Genomic DNA, 20,428 nt, shown 5'->3' on the forward strand with positions numbered 1-20,428 from the left:
TGTTGTGCGAAGAGAATAAAAATCACCACGGAGACTCTCATGACGACGACAGATTTGCGCGATCAAGCATCCGGGCGCTTGATCGTGGGCCTCGACGTGCCGACCATCGCCGATGCTGAGAAGGCGGTCGAAGAGCTGGGCGATACTGTTTCCTTCTACAAGATCGGCTATCAACTGGTTTTTGCGGGTGGTCTCGATTTCGCAAAAAGCCTTGTGGCGGCGAAGAAGAAAGTCTTCCTCGACATGAAGCTGCTTGATATCGACAACACCATCGCGAAGGGTGTTGAGAATGTCGCGAAGATGGGTGTTTCCATGCTCACGCTTCATGCCTATCCGAAGGCGATGCGGGCAGCGGTGGAAGCCGCCAAGGGATCAGACCTCTGCCTCCTGGGCGTGACGGTTCTAACCTCAATGGACAATGCCGATCTGCTGGAAGCAGGTTATTCTGACGATGCCGAAACGCTGGTGCTGAAACGCGCCGTTCAGGCGCGTGAGGCTGGTATGGGCGGCATTGTTGCTTCCGCGGTCGAAGCGGCAGCCATCCGTCAGGCGGTCGGCCCGGATATGGCCATCGTCACGCCGGGCATTCGTCCCGCCGGTTCGGAAAAGGGCGACCAGAAACGGGTCATGACCCCTGCGGATGCCTTGAAGGCCGGAGCCAGCCATCTGGTCGTTGCCCGTCCAATTGTCGGCGCGGTTGATCGCAAAGCCGCAGCCCTTGCCATTCTCGACGAAATGCGTTCCGTTGCCTAGGGCATTTCCAGCAAAAGTGCGAAGCGGTTTTGCGCGGGATAATGCGGTGGAAAAGATTGCGAGCTAGTGGAGGAAACAGCATGACTAAAGCCTACTGGATTGCCCGTGTGGATGTCCGTGATCCCGAGCGATACAAGGATTATGTTTCAACGGCGAAACCGGCATTTGAACGTTATGGTGCAAATTTCATCGCTCGTGGCGGCACGGCTGATGCAGTTGAGGGACAGGGTCGCGCCCGCAACGTGATCATCGAATTCGAAACCATGCAGCACGCGCTCGATTGCTATAATTCGCCGGAATATCAGGCGGCGAAGGCGATCCGCCAGACGGTTGCGGATGGTGAAATCGTCATCGTCGAAGGCGTTTAGAGTTCCGATCAGATAGGATCTGATCGGAACTCTAACCTATTATATTTTAAGCATAATCTTATCGATCCTCGTTTCACTTCGGTCGGATTATGCTCTAAATCAAAGGGCCCGCAGGGGCTCTTTTTTATTTGCTGTTTAGAGCCGAACCGGCGGATCGTGCCGTCCGGCAAGCGTCAGATCGAGCAGCAGAACCTTTCCGGCATGGGGATCGGAACGGCGAGCCTCTTCGTCGAGTCCTTCATTGGCACTGGTCACGATCATCACCGTTGCATCCGGTCCGACAAAAGCAGGGCATGATGGCTGGCGGACCGGCAGTGAAATCGAGCGGATCAGGCGGCCTTGCGATGAATAGGCATTGAGCGAACTGCCGCCCCAGCAGGCATTCCACAGCGTGCCGTCCGCATCAACGACCGAGCCATCGACACCGCCTTCTTCGGCCCGGTGGTGGAAGACGCTTTTGTCGGATATCGGTAGGCCGGTCTCAGGATCCGTATCGACCCGCCAGATGATGTTGCGATCCGTGTCGGCGAAATAGGCGATCGTTCCATCGGAAGAAAAGCAGATTGAATTGGTGATCGTGATACCGGAGAAAAGCTTTTTCACCTGGCCTTCGCGATACCACCAGATCGAGCCTGCATCGGTCTCGGCCTTTTTGCCCATCGTGCCAATCCAGAACGATCCTGATGGATGCACGCGCGCATCATTGGAACGGGTAATTTCATTGTCGGCTTCAAGCGGGTGATGAAGGGTCAGTCGCCCATTGGCGCGCTCGCGGATGAACAGCCCATGCTCACTGACGATCAACTGCCGGTCACGGTCGATAACGGCGAGGGCGCTGGCCTTCATGCCAAGCGCATGGACGTGGATTTCACCGCTGTCCCAGTTCTTCTCGATCAGTTTCTGACCGAGAATATCGAACCACCAGACATTTCCGCTCAGTGGATCGTAGCCGGGGCCTTCGCCCAGTTCTGCTACATGGTCGGCAAACAGGGTAGTTTTAACGACGGTCACTTTTTCCTCCCGAGACGCCCGAAGCGATTGCATCCAACATAATCAACGGATGAAAGCTGATCCAGTTCAACTTCAAGCATTGTAAGTGCACAACAGACACCCGAGAACGGATTGAGAGAAAGGACTATGTTGCCCAGTCATTCCGTTTTAGATTTCCCGCAACTTCGAATCGCGAGGAAATCATGGCTCTCAAAGTCGCGGTCCAGATGGACCATATCAGCACGGTGAACATTGCGGGCGATACCACATTCGCCCTTTCGCTCGAGGCGCAGAAGCGCGGTCATGAGCTTTACCATTATACGCCAGACCGGCTTTCGATGCGCGATGGCGTCGTTTCCGCCCGCTTGGAAAAGATGGAAGTGCGCGACGTCAAGGGCGATCACTATACGCTGGGTGAGCCGATCCGCCGCGACCTGTCGGAAATGGATGTGGTGCTTTTGCGTCAGGACCCGCCCTTCGACATGAACTATATCACCACCACCCATCTTCTGGAGCGGATTCACCCGAAAACACTGGTTGTCAACGATCCGGCATGGGTGCGCAACAGCCCCGAAAAAATCTTTGTGACAGAGTTTCCCGACCTGATGCCGGAAACGCTCATCACCAAGGACCCGCAGGAAGTCATGGATTTCCGTCGCGAGTTCGGCGACATCATTTTGAAGCCGCTTTACGGTAATGGCGGTGCGGGCGTCTTCCATCTGGCCGATGGTGACCGCAATCTGACCTCGCTTCTGGAAATGTTCGGTCAGCTCTTCAAGGAGCCGTTCATTGCACAACGTTATCTGAAGGACGTACGCGCCGGCGACAAGCGCATCATCCTGATTGATGGGGAACCTGTCGGTGCAATCAATCGCGTGCCGTCGGAAACCGATGCCCGTTCCAACATGCATGTCGGCGGGCGTGCGGAACAAAGCAAGCTTACGCCACGTGAACGCGAGATTTGCGAGCGCATTGGCCCATCACTGAAAGAACGTGGTTTCATTCTGGTCGGCATTGATGTGATCGGCGACTACATGACCGAAATCAACGTTACCTCTCCAACTGGTATCCGCGAAATCCAGCGTTTCGACGGGACTAATATAGCAGCCCTGTTCTGGGATGCGGTCGAAGCCAAGTGTTAATTTGTTCTCTTAACGTTCTTGAGTTTACCGCTCGCTCGTGCTTAACTCTCTAAGTTGTATTTGAGTCTTTACTCACTTAAGAGATGTGGTGCGTGGCGAGCGGGGGCACATGGTCGCGCGGGTTGGAACAGTTGCTTTTCAAGGCATAGAAGCTGTGCCTGTCGACGTGCAGGTGATGGTCGCGCCGGGCAAGATGGGCATGTCCATTGTCGGCTTGCCGGACAAAGCCGTGGCAGAAAGCCGGGAGCGGGTGCAAGCGGCGTTGCACGCCTCGGGCCTTTCCATGCCGACCAAACGGGTGACGGTTAATCTGGCACCTGCCGACCTGCCGAAAGAAGGGTCGCATTATGACTTGCCCATTGCTGTCGGGCTTATGGCGGCGATCGGCGCTATCCCGGCGGATGCAATCCAGTCCTATCTCGTTCTGGGTGAATTGTCGCTCGATGGTTCGATAACGCCGGTGGCAGGCGTGCTGCCTGCTGCAATCGGTGCGAACCGGGATGAGAAAGGGCTTATCTGCCCGTATTCCTGCGGACCAGAAGCAGCCTGGGCGGGTGCCGATATCGATATCCTGGCTCCGCGCAGTCTCATCGCCCTTGCCAACCATTTTCGCGGCACGCAGGTTCTGACCCGACCGGAACCATCCATGCGGCTTTCCGGTGAAACGGAACTCGATCTTGCTGATATCAAAGGGCAGGAGACTGCCAAGCGAGCGCTTGAGATCGCTGCTGCGGGCAATCACAATCTGTTGCTTGTCGGGCCACCGGGATCCGGCAAATCCATGCTTGCTCAGCGATTGCCATCCATTCTGCCTCGCCTTTCTCCGCGCGAATTGCTGGACGTATCGATGATCGCCTCGATTGCGGGTGAGCTTTCGGGTGGAAAACTGTCAGATCGCCGTCCGTTCCGCGCGCCGCATCATTCGGCGTCGATGGCGGCAATGGTCGGCGGTGGACTGCGTGCGCGTCCGGGCGAGGTATCGCTTGCGCATAACGGCGTGCTGTTTCTGGACGAGTTTCCGGAATTCTCGCCACAGGTGCTGGATTCCTTGCGTCAGCCACTCGAAACCGGCGAATGTCTCATTGCACGCGTCAATCATCGCACCAGCTATCCAGCGCGCTTTCAACTGATCGCCGCCATGAATCCCTGCCGTTGTGGTATGGCGGGCGAACCCGGTCATGTCTGCGCGCGGGGGCCCCGTTGTCAGGCCGATTATCAGGCGCGTATTTCAGGCCCGCTTCTCGACCGTATAGACTTGCGGGTGGATATGCCTGCCGTCTCTGCCTTCGATCTCATCAAGCCATCCCGGTCGGAAACGAGCGAGACGGTCGCGCAACGCGTCTCCCGCGCTCGTGCGATTCAGACCCAGCGTTATTCAGCGCTCGGTCTGGAACCGTCCCTGACCAATGCCTATTGCTCGGCCAAACTGATCGAACAGGTTGCTGAGCCGGATGCGGCAGGCCTCAAGCTTTTGCGTGACGCAAGCGAGCAGATGCGTTTTTCTGCCCGCGCTTATCATCGCATTCTGAAGGTCGCCCGGACGCTGGCCGATCTGGACGGGAGCGACAAAGTCGGTCGCATTCATTTGGCCAGCGCCATATCCTATCGCATGGGTGCGGAAAGGCTGGTTTCCGTAGCCTGAACATCTTCTACGACGTCATGTTTTCAAGCGTCTTCATCCGATCACGCGATTGCACGCGAATCTCGCCATTGTTGAGAAAGAGGCATGTATCGAACAATGTGAGATCAAGCGGGTTGGGAAGCCGAACATCCTCGATCCCTGGGCACGGCTTTGCCGCTGGATCAAAGGAACGGTCGATTTGCGATATACACAGAATGGTGAGCCTTCGCTTTGAAGCAAATGACCTGAGCGCCGCAATCTGGGTCGACAGGTCGGGTTTTTCCCGCTTCTGATCGAGAATCTGCAGATAATCGAGGATCACGACGGTTCCAGCCGAAGCAGCGTCGAGTTTGGCGATCATATAATCCGCGCAGATGGCATCCGAGCAATCGAAACGGAATAGATGCCGGAAGTTATCGCGATCGACGCCGAGTGCCTTGAAGCGTCCGGCGATATCCGTCTCAGTGTATTCAAGCGAAAAGAAAAGGCCGTAATTGCCATCTCGCATGGCCTCAATCATTATATCAAGACTCAACAGGGTTTTCCCATGGCCCGGTCTGGCGCCAATCAGCACCATGCTGCCGGACTTGAGATAGCCATAGATTTCGCGAGCAGAAACGGGAGCGGATGTGTTGTTAACGAGCAGGCTCCAGCTTCTGTAACCCTCCTGCGCGGCAACGCGATCAAGCGCTTCGTGAAGTGGAATATCAGCATCATTTGCCAAACGCTTGGCAAGCCGCTTCAGGTGATAGATAGGTGACGATAACCGCATCGATAAACCTCCTGTGACGAGCTGTCATTGCAGTCCCTCCTTGTGCATGTGCCCGAACAGTTGGTTCGATGATTTCATCTTCCTGCATGAAAAATGCTTTCCCGGACGGAGGGGGGAGGCTTGGAAGCAACCAGAATCGGAGAATAACGCAAATGGTCAGTCTGCGGAACTGCTATGTAGCTTAGACAGTACGATGAGGAAATTTCAGCGTGGCGCTATCGGCTTCCAGTGATGGAGGACGGATCTGTCTTCGCAAGAATAACACCAGTAATGGCCCTGAAAGGGCTGATCATACTGGCGGCTGATTGGACGTCCGGCCAGAAAGCAGAGCAGCAGCGTACCGGCACCACCGTGGCCGACAATCGCGATGTCTTCGGAGGCCGGAAATGATTTCACCGCTTCAAAACCTTCCACGATGCGTTGTTGCACATCGATGGCCCGCTCCCAGCCGTGAATACTCGCTTCGGGTGCGGAAAAGAACTGGTCGGCTACAGTCTCGTGTTGTTCGGCGGGCAGGAAGCCAGTGGTGCTTCGGTCGATCTCGTTAAAGCGGCTGTCGGTTAATAGACGGACTCTCAAAATATCCGCTAGAATTTCAGCAGCTTCAGTTGCCTTTGCTTCCGTGCTGGACCAGATCGATGTGATCGATTGCAGTTCAGGCTGGTTGGCAAAGGAGCGCATCCGTTCAATTCCGCGCTCCGACAGGTTCCACGACGGAACAGGCTTTGCGGGATCGATCACGACTTCCGGATGCGAGATAAAGTAGATTTTCTTCATACGCCCCCCAATAGCCGTATCATTGTAAACAACAGGGCGCATTTCGCGCCCTGTTGCCAACCCATTGAGTTCATATTCCGAACGTTACAAGTCCATTCTCATCGATGGCCCAGGCCGGGTTCCATGCAATTTCCCAGGCGTGATCGTCAGGATCGGCGACATAGCCGCGAAAACCACCATGGCTCGGCGCGTCAGCCGAACGCACCAGTTTGCCACCAGCCCCAACCAACCGGTCCATCAGTGGCACGACATCCGTTTCCAGTTCCACATTATGTGCAAGAGAAAATGCGCCGGGCTGCTGGAGGCCTTTGCGGTTCATATCGGTTTCGAGCGAAGCTTTCAGGAAGGTTCCGAGAACGAAACCGTTCATCTGATAGAAGATGATTTCTTCATTCTCGAAAACAGGCACCCAGCCGAAGCCCTGCGTGTAAAAACGACGTGAGCACTCGAGGTCGGCGATACCAATTGTAATGACGGAGATTTGCTGTTTCATAACCAAGACCTTTTGTTCTCCAATGCACCATTGCATCGGAGTGTAAGGTCAAGGGACTCAACGCATTTGCCGAAATGAAAGCAATTGCGAAGGCCAGGACCCGCTTTGCAACGGGGATCGGGCTAACCGCACCGACCTCTCCTTTTTAGACCCGGAATGAATAGCACATTCCGGGACGTTTTCAAAAACATATGGGGAAGGTTTTGTGTCAGCGTACCGAGCCGACGAGGAGATTGTCCGGGCCTTCGATGGTGACCCAGCGACCGGTATCGTTGGCTGCCTGACGCTTCAGATAAGTATAATCGGTCTCGTTCCAGCGCATGACTTCATCGGTCAGATTGTCGAGAACGAAATCACCGCGATCCGTGCGAACGGTGAGGACTGCATGACCTTCGCCGTCCGGCTTGCGAACGACAGTGATCAGAAGATCGGTGATCGGAATGCCGGCCTTCTGCAATTCACGCTGCTTCAGCAGGACGTAATCTTCGCAGTCACCGACGGTTGTCGGGTAAGCCCAGTATTCCTCGACGCCATAGATTTCCATGTCGGTCATCGGCTTGATACGTTCATTGACCGAAAGATTGATCTCGACGATGCGCTGCCAGTTTGAATGGTCGAGCTGCAGTGCGCGGGTGTCGCGGCTGGTGATGCCGCATTCCTTGGCTTCGCGCTTGCAGAATTCATAATGTCCAATCGGCTGCGAGGTCAGCTTGCCGGTCTGCATGAAGTCGCCGGAGGCGGCTTCCGCACCAAAGCTTGCCATCAGCAGCGAAACTGCAAAACCGGCGACTGCCATAATCTTTGTGGTCGAGCGAACAACGCAAAACATACTCAACGCCCTTTGGCTTTCGCCAGTTACTCATTTGTTAACGAAACGTTAATGTCTGAAATACTCCAGAGTCAATTCAGTTCGCCTTGGGCACGCCGGACTTCTTAATTAATGGTTAACGCGGGTGGTGCCAAAAATTGCAATTATTGATTGAGTTTTTGCGGCTGTGCGGAACCGATCTGGCGGTAAAAATCACTCATAATTTTGCCACGGTCCGGGCGCTTGTCTTTTGCCTCGAATAAGCCAATGTTGGTGTCGACCGGATCGTAACGATCCCTTTGCAAAGGCCAAAAGATGACAGGCGCAACGACGCGCAAGGCCACGGCAGACGACATAGATGCGCTCCTGCGCATCGAGGAGCGCTGTTTCGAGACAGACCGGATTTCTCGCCGTTCATTTCGCGCCCTCATCGCACGACCAACCGCAGAAACCATTGTTGCAACAATGGACGGCACGGTCATCGGCTATGCGATGATTCTTTTCCGTCATGGCACCGCGCTTGCGCGACTTTACTCGATAGCCGTCGACCCGGAGGCCAAGGTCAAGGGCGTCGGCTCTCTTCTGTTGCAGGCGGCGGAAACGGCAGCTTACGACCACGACCGTCCGTTGCTGCGGCTGGAAGTGCGCGAGGATAATGAACGCGCCATCGCGCTTTACAAGCGGCATGGCTACCGCCCCATTGGACGCTATCTCGATTACTACGCTGACCATTCGGATGCGCTGCGTTTCGAAAAGACGGTTCGCGGTGACATTTCACCCGTCACGGCCTTTCCCTATTACGAGCAGACGACTGATTTTACCTGCGGTGCAGCCTGCCTGATGATGGTGCTTGCCCGGCACAATCGGGAGACGCAGCTCGACCCCGTGCTGGAAGTCCGCCTTTGGCGCGATGCGACGACGATCTACATGATGTCGGGGCCGGGCGGTTGTGAGCCGTTTGGGCTTGCGGTCGCTGCGCATGAGCGCGGTCTGAAAGCTTCGATCATCGTTTCCATCGAAGACATGCTTTTCCTGCAATCGGTGCGTTCGGAAGAAAAGCGCAAGGTGATGCAACTGGCGCAGACCGATTTCCGCCAGCGTACAGAAGCCTATGCAATTCCGGTGGACTATCGCGGTTTCACGCTGCACGACATTCTGGCTGCCTTGCGCCGTGGGGCGGCAGTGATCGTGCTGATCAGCGGTTATCATATGTTCGGCAAGAAAGTGCCGCACTGGGTGCTCGCCCATGGCGAAGATGGGCGGCATATTCTTATTCATGACCCCTGGGTGGAGGAAGAGCTCGGCGAAACCATTGCCGATGCTGCAAATGTCCCTGTTCCCTTCCACATTTTCGACCGCATCGCACGGTTCGGCAGTGATGGGCTCAGGGCGGCCGTTATTCTGGAAAAAAGGACGGACTGATGACGATCTGCGTCATTCTGGTAGGGCGCCTCTCGGATATCGACAATGGGGCGACGCCGCACAAGGTCATGACCACGCGTGACTATCTCGCGCATCCTGCTCTCTTCAACGGGCAGCTGCGCCCGCGCATCATCAACCTGTCGCGCTCCTACGCTTATCAAAGCCGTGGCTATTACGCTTCGCTTCTGGCTGAAGCGCGGGGGCATCGCATCATCCCCTCTGTGGAAACGATGATCGATCTGTCGGAACGGCGACTTTATGAAAACGCTATTCCCGAACTCGAAGACATGCTGAACAAGGCGCTCGGCAAGCATCCGGAAAGGGCGCCCGAAACAATCCACGTGCATTTCGGTCTTGCCGATAATCCCGAATTTGAGCGCTTCGGACGGCTGCTCTTCGACTGGTTTCGCGCGCCGTCGCTGGAAGTCACGGTCAAGCCCGGTGAATGGGCGCGAATCCAGAAGATTGGCTTTGCGAATATCACCAAGTTTACCAAAGCACAGAAGGAACGCTTCGAGGACGCGCTTGATCGCTATACCCAGCGTGAGTGGCGCGCCGCGCGCCCAAAGGTGCCAGCGCGCTATTCCTTCGCAACGCTGTGCGATCCGAAGGAAGCTATGCCGCCCTCGACCGTTTCAACGCTGAAGCATTGGGCAAGAATCGCAGCCCGACTCGGGGTGGAAGTGGAACCGATCGGCAAGCGCGATCTGCCGCGGCTTGCCAACTATGACGCACTGTTCATCCGCGAGACGACATCGATCTCCAATCACACCTACCGTTTCGCCCGGCGGGCGCAGCAGGAAAACATGCCAGTCATCGACGATCCGATTTCCATGATCCGCTGCACCAACAAGGTTTATCTGCACGAACTGATGCAGGCGAACGACGTGGCGGTTCCGCCGACGGTGATGATTGCGGGTGAGGAGGATCTGGAGCGCGCCGCCGATATGCTCGGCTTTCCGATGGTCATAAAGATACCGGATTCGTCATTTTCGCGCGGCGTGAAGAAGGTGAAGGATTTTGCCGAACTGAAAGCACTCGCCACTTTATGGCTGGAGGACAGTGACCTCCTGCTGGCGCAGAAATACATGCCGACGAAGTTCGACTGGCGTGTTGGCGTTCTCGACGGAAAGCCGCTTTTCATCTGCCAGTACATGATGGCCAAGAACCATTGGCAGATCGTCAAGCACGATACGGGCGGCAAGCCTCTGGAAGGCGGGTTTCGTTCCTATGCGCTGGGCGATGCGCCGCCATCGGTTCTGGAAACCGGGCTACGCGCGGCACGCTGCATCGGCGACGGACTCTATGGCGTCGATCTGAAGGAAACGGACGATGGCGTGGTGGTGATCGAGGTCAACGACAATCCCAATCTTGAACACGGGATCGAGGATGCCGCCGAAAAGGACGAGGTCTGGATCAAGCTAACCCGCTGGTTCACCGACCGGCTGGACCGGAAATAGGCATGTCACCCAAAAGTGGGAACCGGTTTTGGGGCAAGGAAATGCCGAAAACAATTCGATGGAGCATTTCTAACGATCGAACTTAGATCGGAAATGCTCCATATCCAGCAGTCGGACGAAATGTCGCCGAAATCAAAGCGGCGTAAAGCAGACCTTGGTGTGTCCCGCGCCGATGAAGCCAAGGCGGCCTGCGGCACCCTTCGACAGGTCGAGGACGCGTCCCTTGATGAACGGGCCGCGATCGTTGATGCGCACGACGAGTGACTTGCCGTTTCTCTGATTGGTAACCTTGACCTTGCTGCCAAGCGGCAGGGTGCGGTGTGCTGCGGTCAGGCCGGCCGGGTTCATACGTTCACCCGAAGCCGTACGGGAAGTGAGGGCGTACCAGGAGGCACCGCCGCATTGCTGTGCTGAAGCCTCGATTGCGGTGGTCGCGAGAAGACCGGTTGCCGCAACGGCGAGCATAGCCATACGGGTCTTGAAAGTCATGCCAGATCCACTAGTTGTTAACGGGGTGTCCCACAGTTGTCGCTGAGAAAGACAATCGCGAACTGGAATCTAAATGTGGCGCTGGCGTGGTTCGAATGAGAACATTATGCGATAATTGAATCTATATCGCATCGGGAAAATCATCCTATACTACACGTTGTTTATTTAATCAGATAAACATAACCAAGGAATATTAGGAAAGATTCTGTTTGGTTGCTGTAGTACCGTTTACGATTCGTTAAGAATCTGCGGCAGCCTTTGCTGCGCCTTGTTTTCGCGCATTGATTGCAAGAAGAACTGCTTACCCGGACGGAGGTTCGGTGCGATTGCGTTGCAATTTTTATTTGTAGAACAAGTTTTCATCCTGAGTGGCGAAGTTAAGGAAATAAGGCATTTCGGGGGCAAAGCTGCAATTTATGACTGTGTTTTACAATTCCTTACCGGTCTCAAAAAGTTATCCACAGGGGCTGAAAGGCAGTGGGATGACATTTCTTTGACCGCTGTGAACCTGCACGAAAGCGCCAGAATCCTGTTATAAGCGTCCAGATCAGACGATGGAACGCCATGCAGGACCACCCGGAAAAAGACAGGATCGAGACCGCTTCGCCAGCAATTTCGGCGGGTAAGCGGATACTCTATCTTTGCCTCGGCTTCCTTATGCTGGCGCTTGGCATCATCGGTGCTTTCCTGCCGGTCATGCCAACAACGATCTTCATCATTTTTGCCGCGTGGTTCTTTGCACGATCATCGCCGAAGCTTGAGGCTCGCCTGCTTGCCGATCAGCGTTTTGGTCCTCTGGTCATAAAATGGCGTGAGCGTGGAGCCATTCCGCCACGTGCAAAGCTCTATGCCTGTCTTGGTATGACGGTCGGTTATGGCCTGTTCTGGTGGGGCGCGAAACCCGGCTGGGTGCTGGCAACAGCAGTAACGATCTTCATGCTCGGTTCCGCTGCTTACGTGCTTTCGCGTCCGAGCGAATAATGGCTTCAACCACACCAGCGATCGCGATAAGAGTGGCCGAAACCACCATGGGAGCCGCCAATGTCCTTGCCTGCCGTCAATCCGCTGATTAATCGCCTTTCCGCGCCGCCCATTCCAGCGGTGCAGGCCTGGGCGCGGGACTATGACGGGTCGCGTGGAGCGCTTATCGATTTGTCGCAAGCTGTTCCCGGCTATCCTCCGCATCCCGATATGTTGCGCTTTCTGGGCGAGGCAGCGGGATCGGTGGCTTCCGCCGGTTACGGTCCGATCGAGGGTGAAAAGATTTTGCGCGGGGCTTATGCGGCGTATGTCGGTCAGCTTTATCGCGCACAGATAGATGTTGCCAACGTCCATATCACATCCGGCTGTAATCAGGCCTTCATCGCTGCCATCATGTGCGTAGCGCAAAGCGGCGATACGGTACTGACCACTGATCCCTTCTATTTCAACCATCGTTCATCGCTTGAAATGCTCGGCATCGCATCCGGTTCGGTGCCCTGCCATGCCCGGAATGGCTTCATCCCCAGCGTGGAAGATGTCCGGGCTGCGCTTCGTCCGGGTATTGCGGCGCTGGCGCTTGTCACTCCGAACAATCCAACGGGGGCAATTTATCCGGATGGGCTCCTTGCAGAAATTTATGCGCTCTGTCGCGACAATGGAACATGGCTCATTCTGGACGAGACTTATCGCGATTTTATGGCCGATGCCAATGAACCGCCGCATCGGCTTTTTGACGAGGCGGACTGGCCGTCGCATCTGATCCAGCTTTACAGCTTCTCAAAATCGTTCTGCATTCCGGGGCACCGGCTTGGTGCGATTGTCGCGGGCAAGGCAATGGTCGAGAACGTTGCAAAAGTCATGGACAATCTGCAGATATGCGCAAGCCGCGCGCCACAGGTCGCAGTCGCACGCGCCATCGAGCCCTTGACCGGCTGGCGTGACGATAATCGCGGCGAGATTGCAAGGCGTGCCTCTGCATTGCGGTCGGTCATGGCCAATATCGAAGGCTGGCATGTGGAGGCGGTTGGGGCCTACTTCGCCTTCGTCCGTCACCCTTATCCTGATGCCTCATCGGTCGAGGTTGCCGAGCGCCTTGCGAAGTCACTTGGCATCCTCACCTTGCCAGGCCGGTTCTTCGGTGATGGGCAGGAAGCATTTCTGCGCTTTGCCTTCGCCAATGTCGATGTTTCGGGGATTGAAGATCTCGGTGCGCGTTTGCCGCATTTCTAAGAGCATTTCCAGCAAAAGTGCGAAGTGGTTTTGCGTCGGATAATGCATACAAACAAAGAGATAGGTCGGTTCCACGATTCTGTGTTAACCGGAACCGCTCAAGCGCTGAAATCTTTGCCGGTTCAGGGACCGGCAGAACCCCACAAAATCACTGGCAAGCGGCTCTGATACAAACCTGTAACAATAGTGTCATATGAATGTAATATAGAGCGCGTAGAGGGCTAACGACGCCACATCGTCATATGTCTTTTACAACAGGAGCCGCAGCTCATGAACAAGATGATTTCCTCGACCGCAGCGATTGCTATTGCTGCTGTTATGTCGGTTTCCGCCGCTCAGGCGCGCGATCAGATTCAGGTTGCCGGTTCCTCGACCGTTCTGCCTTATGCAAAAATCGTCGCCGAAACGTTCGGCGAAACCTTTCCGAACTTCAAGACACCGGTTGTTGAATCGGGCGGTTCGGGTGCAGGCATCAAGGAATTTTGCAAGGGCGTCGGTGAAAACACCATCGATATCGCCAATGCATCGCGCGCCATGAAGGACTCGGAACTGAAGTCGTGCATCGACGCTGGCGTCAAGGATGTTCAGGAAGTGCGCTTCGGCTATGACGGCATCGTCTTCGCGACCGACGCCAAGGGTCCGGATTGGAAGCTGAAGCCGGAAGATGTCTACAAGGCTCTCGCAGCCAAGCTCGTCGTCGACGGCAAGCTGGTCGACAATCCGAACACCAAGTGGAACCAAGTCAACCCGAACCTTCCGGACTGGGACATTGCTGCCTATATCCCAGGCGAAAAGCACGGCACCCGTGAAGTGTTTGAAGAAAAGGTTCTTGCCGACGGCTGCAAGCACTCCGGCGCTCTGGACGAAATCAAGAAGACCGGTCTTGACGACAAGGCTGCCGCTTCCGCCTGTATCGCAGTGCGCAAGGACGGTAAAGCTGTCGACATCGACGGCGATTATGCCGAAACGCTCGCCCGCATCGACTCCAACAAGACCGGCGTTGGTGTATTCGGCCTCTACTTCTTCGAAAACAACGCTGACAAGCTGAAGGTTGCGACCGTCAACGACATCACCCCTTCGGCTGAAACCGTCGCTTCGGGCGAATATCCGGTGTCGCGTCCGCTGTTCTTCTACGTGAAGAAGGCTCACCTCGGCGTTATCCCGGGTCTGAAGGAATATGTTGAGTTCTTCCTGAATGACCAGATGATCGGTCCTGATGGCCCGCTCGCCGAATATGGTCTCGTTCCGGCTCCGGACGCAGAACGTGAAGCACAGCGCGCCGCCTTCACCGAAGGCAAGACGCTGGCTGCGAAGTAAGTTTTAATCTGTGGAACGCGGGGATGATGAATCTCCGCGTTCTTCTCCTTTCGCGCCTTTGCACTATGACAGGCGCATCCGCGTGGAACGGCATGGGTGGAAGCTGCACCTAAAACCGTCCGCATTCATCAGGGCAACCGGGGAAATTGAATGTCCTTCTTTCTGGTTCTCGTCAGTATCGTTGCAATCGGGCTGATCGGATTCTTCATAGGCCGCCAGCGTGCCGTTGCACTGGACAAGGCGCAGTCTGCTTCCGCAAAAGCCTCGCCGACCGAGAAAATGCATTCCCGCCCGCATTATCATGGCTGGTGGGTTTTCCTCGTTTCTGCATTGCCTGCGATTCTGTTTCTCGCTGTATGGGCCGTTGGAACGTCGGTCTATCTCGATCACAGCGCGACCGCCCGTCTGCCGGATGCTATCGAGGACGGCTCCTTCACCAATCGCAGCCTGCAGCTTGGCATGGTGCGTGGTCTGGCCAACGGGCTTGACCGGCTGACGCCTGCCGAACTGGAAAGCTTCCCGGCAAACTATCAGGATGCTCGCGCCGTTCTTGCATCCAAGGGCGTGGCGCTCGCGACTGAAGGCCAGGATTACATGGTGCCTATCGCGCTTTACCTGAAAAAGGCAACGGCGCTGACGCACACCATCGGTTCGGCTGTTTCCTTGGTGATAGCCATCGCAGGCCTGATCTTCGGCCTTTCCACGATCAGTCGTCGCATGCGTGCACGCAATAATGTCGAGCGTATCGTTCTCTGGGGACTGATCGCCGCATCCGGTATCGCCATTCTGACGACCGTCGGCATCATCTGCTCGATGTTGTTCCAGACGATCAGTTTCTTCCAGTCCGTCTCGCCGTGGGAGTTCTTCTTCGGAACCGTATGGGATCCGCGCTTTGCCGCCGCCGGCTCGGGTGGTGAGACAGGCCAGTTCGGTCTCATTCCGCTGCTGGCTGGTACACTTTACATTGCCCTTGTGGCCATGCTGTTCGCCGTTCCGGTGGGGCTGTTCTCGGCAATCTATATGGCTGAATATGCTTCGCCCCGAGTACGCACGATCGTCAAGCCGGTCCTTGAGCTTCTGGCCGGTATTCCCAGCATCGTCTACGGTTTCTTCGCCCTTGTGACAGTCGGACCTTTCCTGCGCGATCTCTCGATTGCCATTGCAGGCGGTCAGGGCTTCATCATGGCGCAGAGCGTTCTGACCGCTGGTCTCGTCATGGGTGTGATGCTGATCCCCTTCGTGTCCTCGCTCTCCGATGACATCATCACAGCCGTGCCGCGGACATTGCGCGACGGTTCGCTTGGTCTTGGCGCAACCCGCTCCGAAACCGTCAAACGTGTTGTCCTTCCTGCCGCTTTGCCCGGAATTGTCGGCGCGCTTCTGATGACCGCATCCCGCGCCATCGGCGAAACCATGATCGTGGTTCTTGCTGCCGGTGTTGCGGCACGCATCAACATCAATCCTTTCGAGGCGATGACCACCATCACGGTGAAAATCGTCAACCAGCTCACCGGCGATCTGGAGTTCAACTCGCCGCAAACGCTGGTGGCCTTTGCACTCGGCATCACGCTTTTCGTCCTGACGCTGATCATGAACATCTTTGCGCTGCATATCGTGCGCAAGTACCGGGAGCAGTACGAATAATGACCGATACGACCTTCAACGCCAGTGGCGCCACGGCACAGCCGACGCGCCGCGATATCGGACTGAAACGCCGCTACGCTGCCGAACGTCGCTTCCGCTATTACGGTATTGCTGCGATCGCCATCGGCGTGTTCTTTCTGTGCGCGCTCCTCTTCTCGGTCTTTTCCAAGGGCTATACAGCCTTCTGGCAGACGACGCTTTATCTGCCGGTCAAGCTTGAAGAAAAGGTGATTGACCCGGGCAACAAGCGCGCGACCGATCCGAATGTGCTGATCACGGCCAATTATCCGCTGCTGGTGCGCAATGCATTGGCCGAAAAACTGGGTGTTGCTGCGACAGACCGTCCGGCAATGCGTGATCTGGGCCGCTTCTATTCCGACGGCGTGCGCATTCAGCTACGCAAGATGGTGATGGACAATCCATCGCTCATCGGCACGACGCAGACCGTTCCTGTTCAGGCCGGCGCCGACATCGATTCTGCCTTCAAAGGTCAGATTGACCTTTCCGTGCCGGAGACGAGCCGTAAGGTTTCTGACCGTCAGGTGGGCTGGATGAAGATGCTTTCGGAAGAAGGCGTCATGAAGGAGGCCTTCAATACAGGTCTCTTCACCTTCGGTGCCTCCAGCCGTCCGGAAACCTCCGGTCTTGGTGTTGCGCTTGTCGGTTCGCTCTACATGATGCTGATCGTTCTCGGTCTGTCGCTGCCTATCGGCGTCGCCGCTTCGATCTATCTGGAAGAGTTCGCCAAGAAGAACCGTTTCACCGACATGATCGAGGTGAACATCAACAACCTGGCAGCGGTTCCGTCCATCGTGTTCGGTCTGCTCGGGCTTGCGGTTTTCATCAACTTCTTCGGCCTGCCGCGTTCGGCGTCACTGGTCGGTGGTCTGGTGCTGACGCTGATGACGCTTCCCACCATCATCATCGCGACCCGCGCCGCCCTTCGCGCGGTGCCGCCGTCGATCCGCGCTGCGGCCCTCGGTCTTGGTGCATCGAAAACACAGATGGTGTTCCACCACGTCCTGCCGCTTGCCGCACCCGGCATCCTGACGGGAACGATCATCGGCCTTGCCCATGCGCTTGGTGAAACCGCACCGCTTCTTCTCATCGGCATGGTGGCTTTCGTCGCCGACGTGCCGTCCACGCCAATGGATCCAGCGACGGCATTGCCTGTACAAATCTACATGTGGGCGAATGAAGCAGAACGCGCCTTTGTGGAACGCACGTCAGGCGCTATCATCGTCCTGCTTCTGTTCCTTGCCGTGATGAATATTGCAGCAATCATTCTGCGCCGCCGCTTCGAGCGCCGCTGGTAAACGGGAGTCGAAAGCTATGAACCTGATGACTGAACGATCTCTCGAGAAAGCCGTAGGAGAAAAGATGAACGCCAACGCCAATTCCATAAAGATGCGCGGCGACAAGGTTTGCGTATTTTATGGCGAGAAGCAGGCGCTGTTCGACGTCGATCTGGAAATCCAGGAAAAGATGGTCACGGCGCTGATCGGCCCTTCGGGTTGCGGCAAGTCTACCTTCCTGCGTTCGCTTAACCGCATGAACGATACGATCGAAGGCTGCAAGGTCGGTGGCAAGATCACGCTCGACAATGAAGACATCTACGATCCGAAGATCGATGTCGTCGAACTGCGCGCCCGCGTCGGCATGGTGTTCCAGAAGCCGAATCCGTTTCCGAAGTCGATTTATGAAAATGTCGCCTACGGCCCACGCATTCACGGTCTCGCCCGCACCAAGGCCGATCTTGAAGAAATCGTCGTGACGAGCTTGCAGAAGGCGAGCTTGTTCGAGGAAGTGAAGGATCGTCTGCACGATGCGGGCACCGGTCTTTCGGGTGGCCAGCAGCAACGTCTTTGCATCGCACGCGCGATTGCGGTGAGCCCGGAAGTCATTCTCATGGACGAACCGTGCTCGGCGCTCGACCCGATTGCGACCGCGAAGGTGGAGGAGCTGATCGACGAACTGCGCCAGAACTATACGATTGTGATCGTCACGCACTCCATGCAGCAGGCCGCGCGTGTTTCGCAGCGCACCGCCATGTTCCACCTCGGCAATCTGGTCGAAGTGGGTGACACGGAAACCATGTTCACCGCGCCGACCGAAAAGCGCACGCAGGACTACATTACCGGACGCTTCGGCTGATCCGGAACTGCGCTTCAACAGATAGACAGTGCGGCTTCCCCGCAATTTATATTACGAGGTCTACTATGCCGTCTCAGCATACCGTTCGCTCCTACGACGAGGAATTGAAGTTTCTCTCCCATAAGATCGCCGAAATGGGCGGACATGCGGAACGTATGGTCGAGCAGTCGGTCGCCGCTATCGTCAATGCGGACAATGCGCTCGCACAGCGCGTCATCTCCGACGATCTCATTCTCGATGCCAGCGAGCGCGAGATTGACGACAAGGCTGTGATGATTATCGCCAAGCGTCAGCCCATGGCTGTGGACCTGCGCGAGATTATTGGCTCGATCCGCATTTCTGCCGATCTGGAACGCGTGGGCGATCTGGGCAAGAACATTGCCAAGCGCGTTGCCGCCGTTTCGGAATCACGCCAGCCGGTAAAGCTTTATCGCGGGCTCGAAACACTCGCCGAGCTGGCGCTGACCCAGCTCAAGGATGTTCTCGACGCCTATGCGTCGCGCTCGGTGCAGCAGATCAATGTCGTTCGCGACCGCGACGACGAGATTGATGCCATGTACACGTCACTGTTCCGCGAGCTGCTGACCTACATGATGGAAGACCCGCGCAATATTTCCGCCTGCACGCATCTTCTGTTCTGCGCAAAGAATATCGAGCGTATCGGCGATCACGCGACCAATATTGCGGAGACCGTCTACTACATCGTGACCGGCCTGCAAATGCCGGCCGAACGACCCAAGGAAGACCTGAGCCACGGTATTGTCGTGGATGAGGCGCGTAAACCCTGAACTGCAGCCGACCGGACCACGGTCTGGCGGTTGAGAATGAGTGAATAGCGCGGCGGCACGCGGTCGATTGGGGGGATTGTATCCACCGCCCGCCGAATTTGGATAGGGAAATACTGGATGTCACAGGCACCCAAAATCGCTGTGGTAGAAGACGAAGAGGCGCTGAGCGTTCTTCTTCGCTATAATCTTGAGGCAGAGGGCTACCAGGTCGATACAATGCTGCGCGGCGACGAAGCCGAGATCGCCTTGCGCGAGAACGTACCGGATCTGCTCATTCTGGATTGGATGTTGCCGGGCGTATCGGGCATTGAGCTTTGCCGTCGCTTGCGCCAATGGCCGGAAACCGAACGCCTGCCCATCATCATGCTGACGGCACGTGGCGAGGAAAGCGAACGTGTTCGCGGCCTGAGCGTCGGTGCGGACGACTATGTCGTGAAGCCATTTTCGACGCCGGAACTGCTGGCGCGCGTCAAGGCGATGTTGCGCCGGTCGAATCCGAGCATTCTTTCGCACGTGCTGAAAGTGGGCGATCTGGTTCTCGACCGCCAACAGCATCGTGTCTATCGCAAGGAAAAGGAAGTTCGTCTCGGACCAACGGAATTCCGCCTGCTCGAATATTTCATGATGTCGCCCGGTCGTGTCTTCTCGCGTAGCCAGCTTCTGGATGGCGTTTGGGGACCGGATATCTATGTCGACGACCGCACGGTGGACGTCCATGTCGGACGGCTGCGCAAGGCGATCAATGTCGGTCGTGCGCTCGATCCGATCCGCACCGTTCGGGGTGCGGGTTATTCTTTCGGGTGACCGCTGCGGTCATCTCGGCGTCAGGAACTGAACTTGTCCGACCCGCCACGGTATCCGTGGCGGGTCGTTTTTTGTTTTAGACCCAGCTTTGCAAGGTGCGGATCGTGCTCGCCCGATTCGCATTGCAACAACCCGAAACGGGTCTCAAAAGTATGATCTCACGCGATGTTACAAATCTGTTGTCAAAGTTGACAAAGAGCAATGGAACCGGCCTGGAAGCAGAATTTCTGCAGAAGATTTGAAACACCACGAATGTGTATGCAAAAAATGTACAAGCAAAAGCGAATTAAGGCAGCGCTATGGCGTGTATTGCGGGACTTTGAATCTCGTTAAATCAATATCTTACCTGAACTGCTAATTCTCGTTAAGGAATTATTAATATATTTAAAGGGCTTGTAGGCACATTCGCAATCTC

Annotated in this window: 20 protein-coding genes; 14 read left to right on the forward strand and 6 right to left on the reverse strand. The window is 56.1% G+C overall.

Features of this window, described 5'->3' with window-relative positions:
- Positions 1-39 precede the first annotated feature (39 nt).
- Together pyrF and ABDF71_RS01175 are read left to right on the forward strand one after the other, a co-directional pair.
- Positions 40-753: an orotidine-5'-phosphate decarboxylase gene (gene pyrF, locus ABDF71_RS01170; RefSeq protein ID WP_151616008.1), complete on the forward strand. Its 714-nt coding sequence runs from the start codon at positions 40-42 to the stop codon at positions 751-753.
- Positions 754-833: 80 nt separating this feature from the next.
- Positions 834-1,121 (forward strand): DUF1330 domain-containing protein, encoded by a 288-nt coding sequence (locus tag ABDF71_RS01175; protein WP_010657716.1) that lies wholly within the window; start codon positions 834-836, stop codon positions 1,119-1,121.
- Positions 1,122-1,256: 135 nt separating this feature from the next.
- Here the strand turns inward: ABDF71_RS01175 and ABDF71_RS01180 are convergent, their stop codons facing one another.
- Positions 1,257-2,132 carry an SMP-30/gluconolactonase/LRE family protein gene (locus tag ABDF71_RS01180; protein ID WP_010657717.1) on the reverse strand — a complete coding sequence of 292 codons (876 nt, stop codon included), beginning with the start codon at positions 2,130-2,132 and terminating at the stop codon, positions 1,257-1,259.
- Positions 2,133-2,314: 182 nt separating this feature from the next.
- Between ABDF71_RS01180 and gshB the strand changes: the two genes are divergently transcribed.
- Positions 2,315-3,253 carry a glutathione synthase gene (gene gshB / locus ABDF71_RS01185; protein WP_151616009.1) on the forward strand — a complete coding sequence of 313 codons (939 nt, stop codon included), beginning with the start codon at positions 2,315-2,317 and terminating at the stop codon, positions 3,251-3,253.
- Positions 3,254-3,362: 109 nt separating this feature from the next.
- On the forward strand, positions 3,363-4,895 hold the full coding sequence (locus tag ABDF71_RS01190) for a YifB family Mg chelatase-like AAA ATPase (protein ID WP_259030196.1): 1,533 nt from the start codon (positions 3,363-3,365) through the stop codon (positions 4,893-4,895).
- A 7-nt stretch (positions 4,896-4,902) separates the two neighbouring features.
- On the opposite strand, the gene ABDF71_RS01195 is transcribed toward ABDF71_RS01190, so the two are convergent.
- The 4 genes from ABDF71_RS01195 to ABDF71_RS01210 all read right to left on the reverse strand — a co-directional run bounded on the left by ABDF71_RS01195 (position 4,903) and on the right by ABDF71_RS01210 (position 7,745).
- Positions 4,903-5,646 carry a DNA helicase gene (locus ABDF71_RS01195; protein ID WP_500060854.1) on the reverse strand — a complete coding sequence of 248 codons (744 nt, stop codon included), beginning with the start codon at positions 5,644-5,646 and terminating at the stop codon, positions 4,903-4,905.
- Between the two features lie 204 nt (positions 5,647-5,850).
- The gene (locus tag ABDF71_RS01200; RefSeq protein ID WP_151614848.1) at positions 5,851-6,423 is read right to left on the reverse strand and encodes a histidine phosphatase family protein; all 573 of its coding nucleotides are present in this window, start codon (positions 6,421-6,423) and stop codon (positions 5,851-5,853) included.
- Positions 6,424-6,493: 70 nt separating this feature from the next.
- The gene (locus ABDF71_RS01205; RefSeq protein WP_151614849.1) at positions 6,494-6,916 is read right to left on the reverse strand and encodes a VOC family protein; all 423 of its coding nucleotides are present in this window, start codon (positions 6,914-6,916) and stop codon (positions 6,494-6,496) included.
- 208 nt (positions 6,917-7,124) lie between these two features.
- Positions 7,125-7,745 (reverse strand): transglutaminase-like cysteine peptidase, encoded by a 621-nt coding sequence (locus tag ABDF71_RS01210; protein WP_010657744.1) that lies wholly within the window; start codon positions 7,743-7,745, stop codon positions 7,125-7,127.
- Between the two features lie 294 nt (positions 7,746-8,039).
- Here ABDF71_RS01210 and ABDF71_RS01215 point away from each other — a divergent pair, with 294 nt between their 5' ends.
- Both ABDF71_RS01215 and ABDF71_RS01220 read left to right on the forward strand, forming a co-directional pair.
- Positions 8,040-9,146: a peptidase C39 family protein gene (locus tag ABDF71_RS01215; protein ID WP_010657745.1), complete on the forward strand. Its 1,107-nt coding sequence runs from the start codon at positions 8,040-8,042 to the stop codon at positions 9,144-9,146.
- Positions 9,146-10,606: a RimK family alpha-L-glutamate ligase gene (locus ABDF71_RS01220; protein ID WP_012091014.1), complete on the forward strand. Its 1,461-nt coding sequence runs from the start codon at positions 9,146-9,148 to the stop codon at positions 10,604-10,606. The genes ABDF71_RS01215 and ABDF71_RS01220 overlap by 1 nt, the downstream gene beginning before the upstream one ends.
- A gap of 132 nt (positions 10,607-10,738) precedes the next feature.
- Here ABDF71_RS01220 and ABDF71_RS01225 read toward each other — a convergent pair whose 3' ends face one another.
- Positions 10,739-11,095, reverse strand: coding sequence for a septal ring lytic transglycosylase RlpA family protein (locus ABDF71_RS01225; RefSeq protein ID WP_010657747.1), 357 nt, complete (start codon positions 11,093-11,095; stop codon positions 10,739-10,741).
- A 564-nt stretch (positions 11,096-11,659) separates the two neighbouring features.
- Between ABDF71_RS01225 and ABDF71_RS01230 the strand changes: the two genes are divergently transcribed.
- The 8 genes from ABDF71_RS01230 to phoB all read left to right on the forward strand — a co-directional run bounded on the left by ABDF71_RS01230 (position 11,660) and on the right by phoB (position 20,013).
- Positions 11,660-12,076: a YbaN family protein gene (locus tag ABDF71_RS01230; protein ID WP_029926192.1), complete on the forward strand. Its 417-nt coding sequence runs from the start codon at positions 11,660-11,662 to the stop codon at positions 12,074-12,076.
- A 66-nt stretch (positions 12,077-12,142) separates the two neighbouring features.
- The gene (locus ABDF71_RS01235; protein ID WP_029926190.1) at positions 12,143-13,306 is read left to right on the forward strand and encodes an aminotransferase; all 1,164 of its coding nucleotides are present in this window, start codon (positions 12,143-12,145) and stop codon (positions 13,304-13,306) included.
- A gap of 270 nt (positions 13,307-13,576) precedes the next feature.
- Positions 13,577-14,623: a PstS family phosphate ABC transporter substrate-binding protein gene (locus ABDF71_RS01240; protein ID WP_010657751.1), complete on the forward strand. Its 1,047-nt coding sequence runs from the start codon at positions 13,577-13,579 to the stop codon at positions 14,621-14,623.
- 150 nt (positions 14,624-14,773) lie between these two features.
- Positions 14,774-16,267, forward strand: coding sequence for a phosphate ABC transporter permease subunit PstC (gene pstC, locus ABDF71_RS01245; RefSeq protein WP_010657752.1), 1,494 nt, complete (start codon positions 14,774-14,776; stop codon positions 16,265-16,267).
- Complete coding sequence (gene pstA / locus ABDF71_RS01250) at positions 16,267-17,583, forward strand: phosphate ABC transporter permease PstA (protein WP_500060855.1); 1,317 nt, start codon at positions 16,267-16,269, stop codon at positions 17,581-17,583. The genes pstC and pstA overlap by 1 nt, the downstream gene beginning before the upstream one ends.
- A gap of 64 nt (positions 17,584-17,647) precedes the next feature.
- Positions 17,648-18,421, forward strand: a complete 774-nt coding sequence (pstB, locus tag ABDF71_RS01255; protein WP_010657754.1) for a phosphate ABC transporter ATP-binding protein PstB — start codon at positions 17,648-17,650, stop codon at positions 18,419-18,421.
- A gap of 65 nt (positions 18,422-18,486) precedes the next feature.
- Positions 18,487-19,209 (forward strand): phosphate signaling complex protein PhoU, encoded by a 723-nt coding sequence (gene phoU / locus ABDF71_RS01260; RefSeq protein WP_010657755.1) that lies wholly within the window; start codon positions 18,487-18,489, stop codon positions 19,207-19,209.
- Positions 19,210-19,326: 117 nt separating this feature from the next.
- Positions 19,327-20,013, forward strand: coding sequence for a phosphate regulon transcriptional regulator PhoB (gene phoB, locus ABDF71_RS01265; protein WP_006468130.1), 687 nt, complete (start codon positions 19,327-19,329; stop codon positions 20,011-20,013).
- Positions 20,014-20,428: the final 415 nt, after the last annotated feature.

The organism is Ochrobactrum sp. WV_118_8 (assembly GCF_039631535.1).
Lineage (GTDB): Bacteria > Pseudomonadota > Alphaproteobacteria > Rhizobiales > Rhizobiaceae > Brucella > Brucella anthropi.

Excerpts from the sequence above, each read along its gene's own strand:
- pyrF (WP_151616008.1), top strand. The coding sequence starts at position 40 with ATGACGACGACAGATTTGCGCGATCAAGCATCCGGGCGCTTGATCGTG.
- ABDF71_RS01175 (WP_010657716.1), top strand. The coding sequence starts at position 834 with ATGACTAAAGCCTACTGGATTGCCCGTGTGGATGTCCGTGATCCCGAG.
- gshB (WP_151616009.1), top strand. The coding sequence starts at position 2,315 with ATGGCTCTCAAAGTCGCGGTCCAGATGGACCATATCAGCACGGTGAAC.
- ABDF71_RS01190 (WP_259030196.1), top strand. The coding sequence starts at position 3,363 with ATGGTCGCGCGGGTTGGAACAGTTGCTTTTCAAGGCATAGAAGCTGTG.
- ABDF71_RS01195 (WP_500060854.1), bottom strand. The coding sequence starts at position 5,646 with ATGCGGTTATCGTCACCTATCTATCACCTGAAGCGGCTTGCCAAGCGT.
- ABDF71_RS01200 (WP_151614848.1), bottom strand. The coding sequence starts at position 6,423 with ATGAAGAAAATCTACTTTATCTCGCATCCGGAAGTCGTGATCGATCCC.
- ABDF71_RS01205 (WP_151614849.1), bottom strand. The coding sequence starts at position 6,916 with ATGAAACAGCAAATCTCCGTCATTACAATTGGTATCGCCGACCTCGAG.
- ABDF71_RS01210 (WP_010657744.1), bottom strand. The coding sequence starts at position 7,745 with ATGTTTTGCGTTGTTCGCTCGACCACAAAGATTATGGCAGTCGCCGGT.
- ABDF71_RS01215 (WP_010657745.1), top strand. The coding sequence starts at position 8,040 with ATGACAGGCGCAACGACGCGCAAGGCCACGGCAGACGACATAGATGCG.
- ABDF71_RS01220 (WP_012091014.1), top strand. The coding sequence starts at position 9,146 with ATGACGATCTGCGTCATTCTGGTAGGGCGCCTCTCGGATATCGACAAT.
- ABDF71_RS01225 (WP_010657747.1), bottom strand. The coding sequence starts at position 11,095 with ATGACTTTCAAGACCCGTATGGCTATGCTCGCCGTTGCGGCAACCGGT.
- ABDF71_RS01230 (WP_029926192.1), top strand. The coding sequence starts at position 11,660 with ATGCAGGACCACCCGGAAAAAGACAGGATCGAGACCGCTTCGCCAGCA.
- ABDF71_RS01240 (WP_010657751.1), top strand. The coding sequence starts at position 13,577 with ATGAACAAGATGATTTCCTCGACCGCAGCGATTGCTATTGCTGCTGTT.
- pstC (WP_010657752.1), top strand. The coding sequence starts at position 14,774 with ATGTCCTTCTTTCTGGTTCTCGTCAGTATCGTTGCAATCGGGCTGATC.
- pstA (WP_500060855.1), top strand. The coding sequence starts at position 16,267 with ATGACCGATACGACCTTCAACGCCAGTGGCGCCACGGCACAGCCGACG.
- pstB (WP_010657754.1), top strand. The coding sequence starts at position 17,648 with ATGAACGCCAACGCCAATTCCATAAAGATGCGCGGCGACAAGGTTTGC.
- phoU (WP_010657755.1), top strand. The coding sequence starts at position 18,487 with ATGCCGTCTCAGCATACCGTTCGCTCCTACGACGAGGAATTGAAGTTT.
- phoB (WP_006468130.1), top strand. The coding sequence starts at position 19,327 with ATGTCACAGGCACCCAAAATCGCTGTGGTAGAAGACGAAGAGGCGCTG.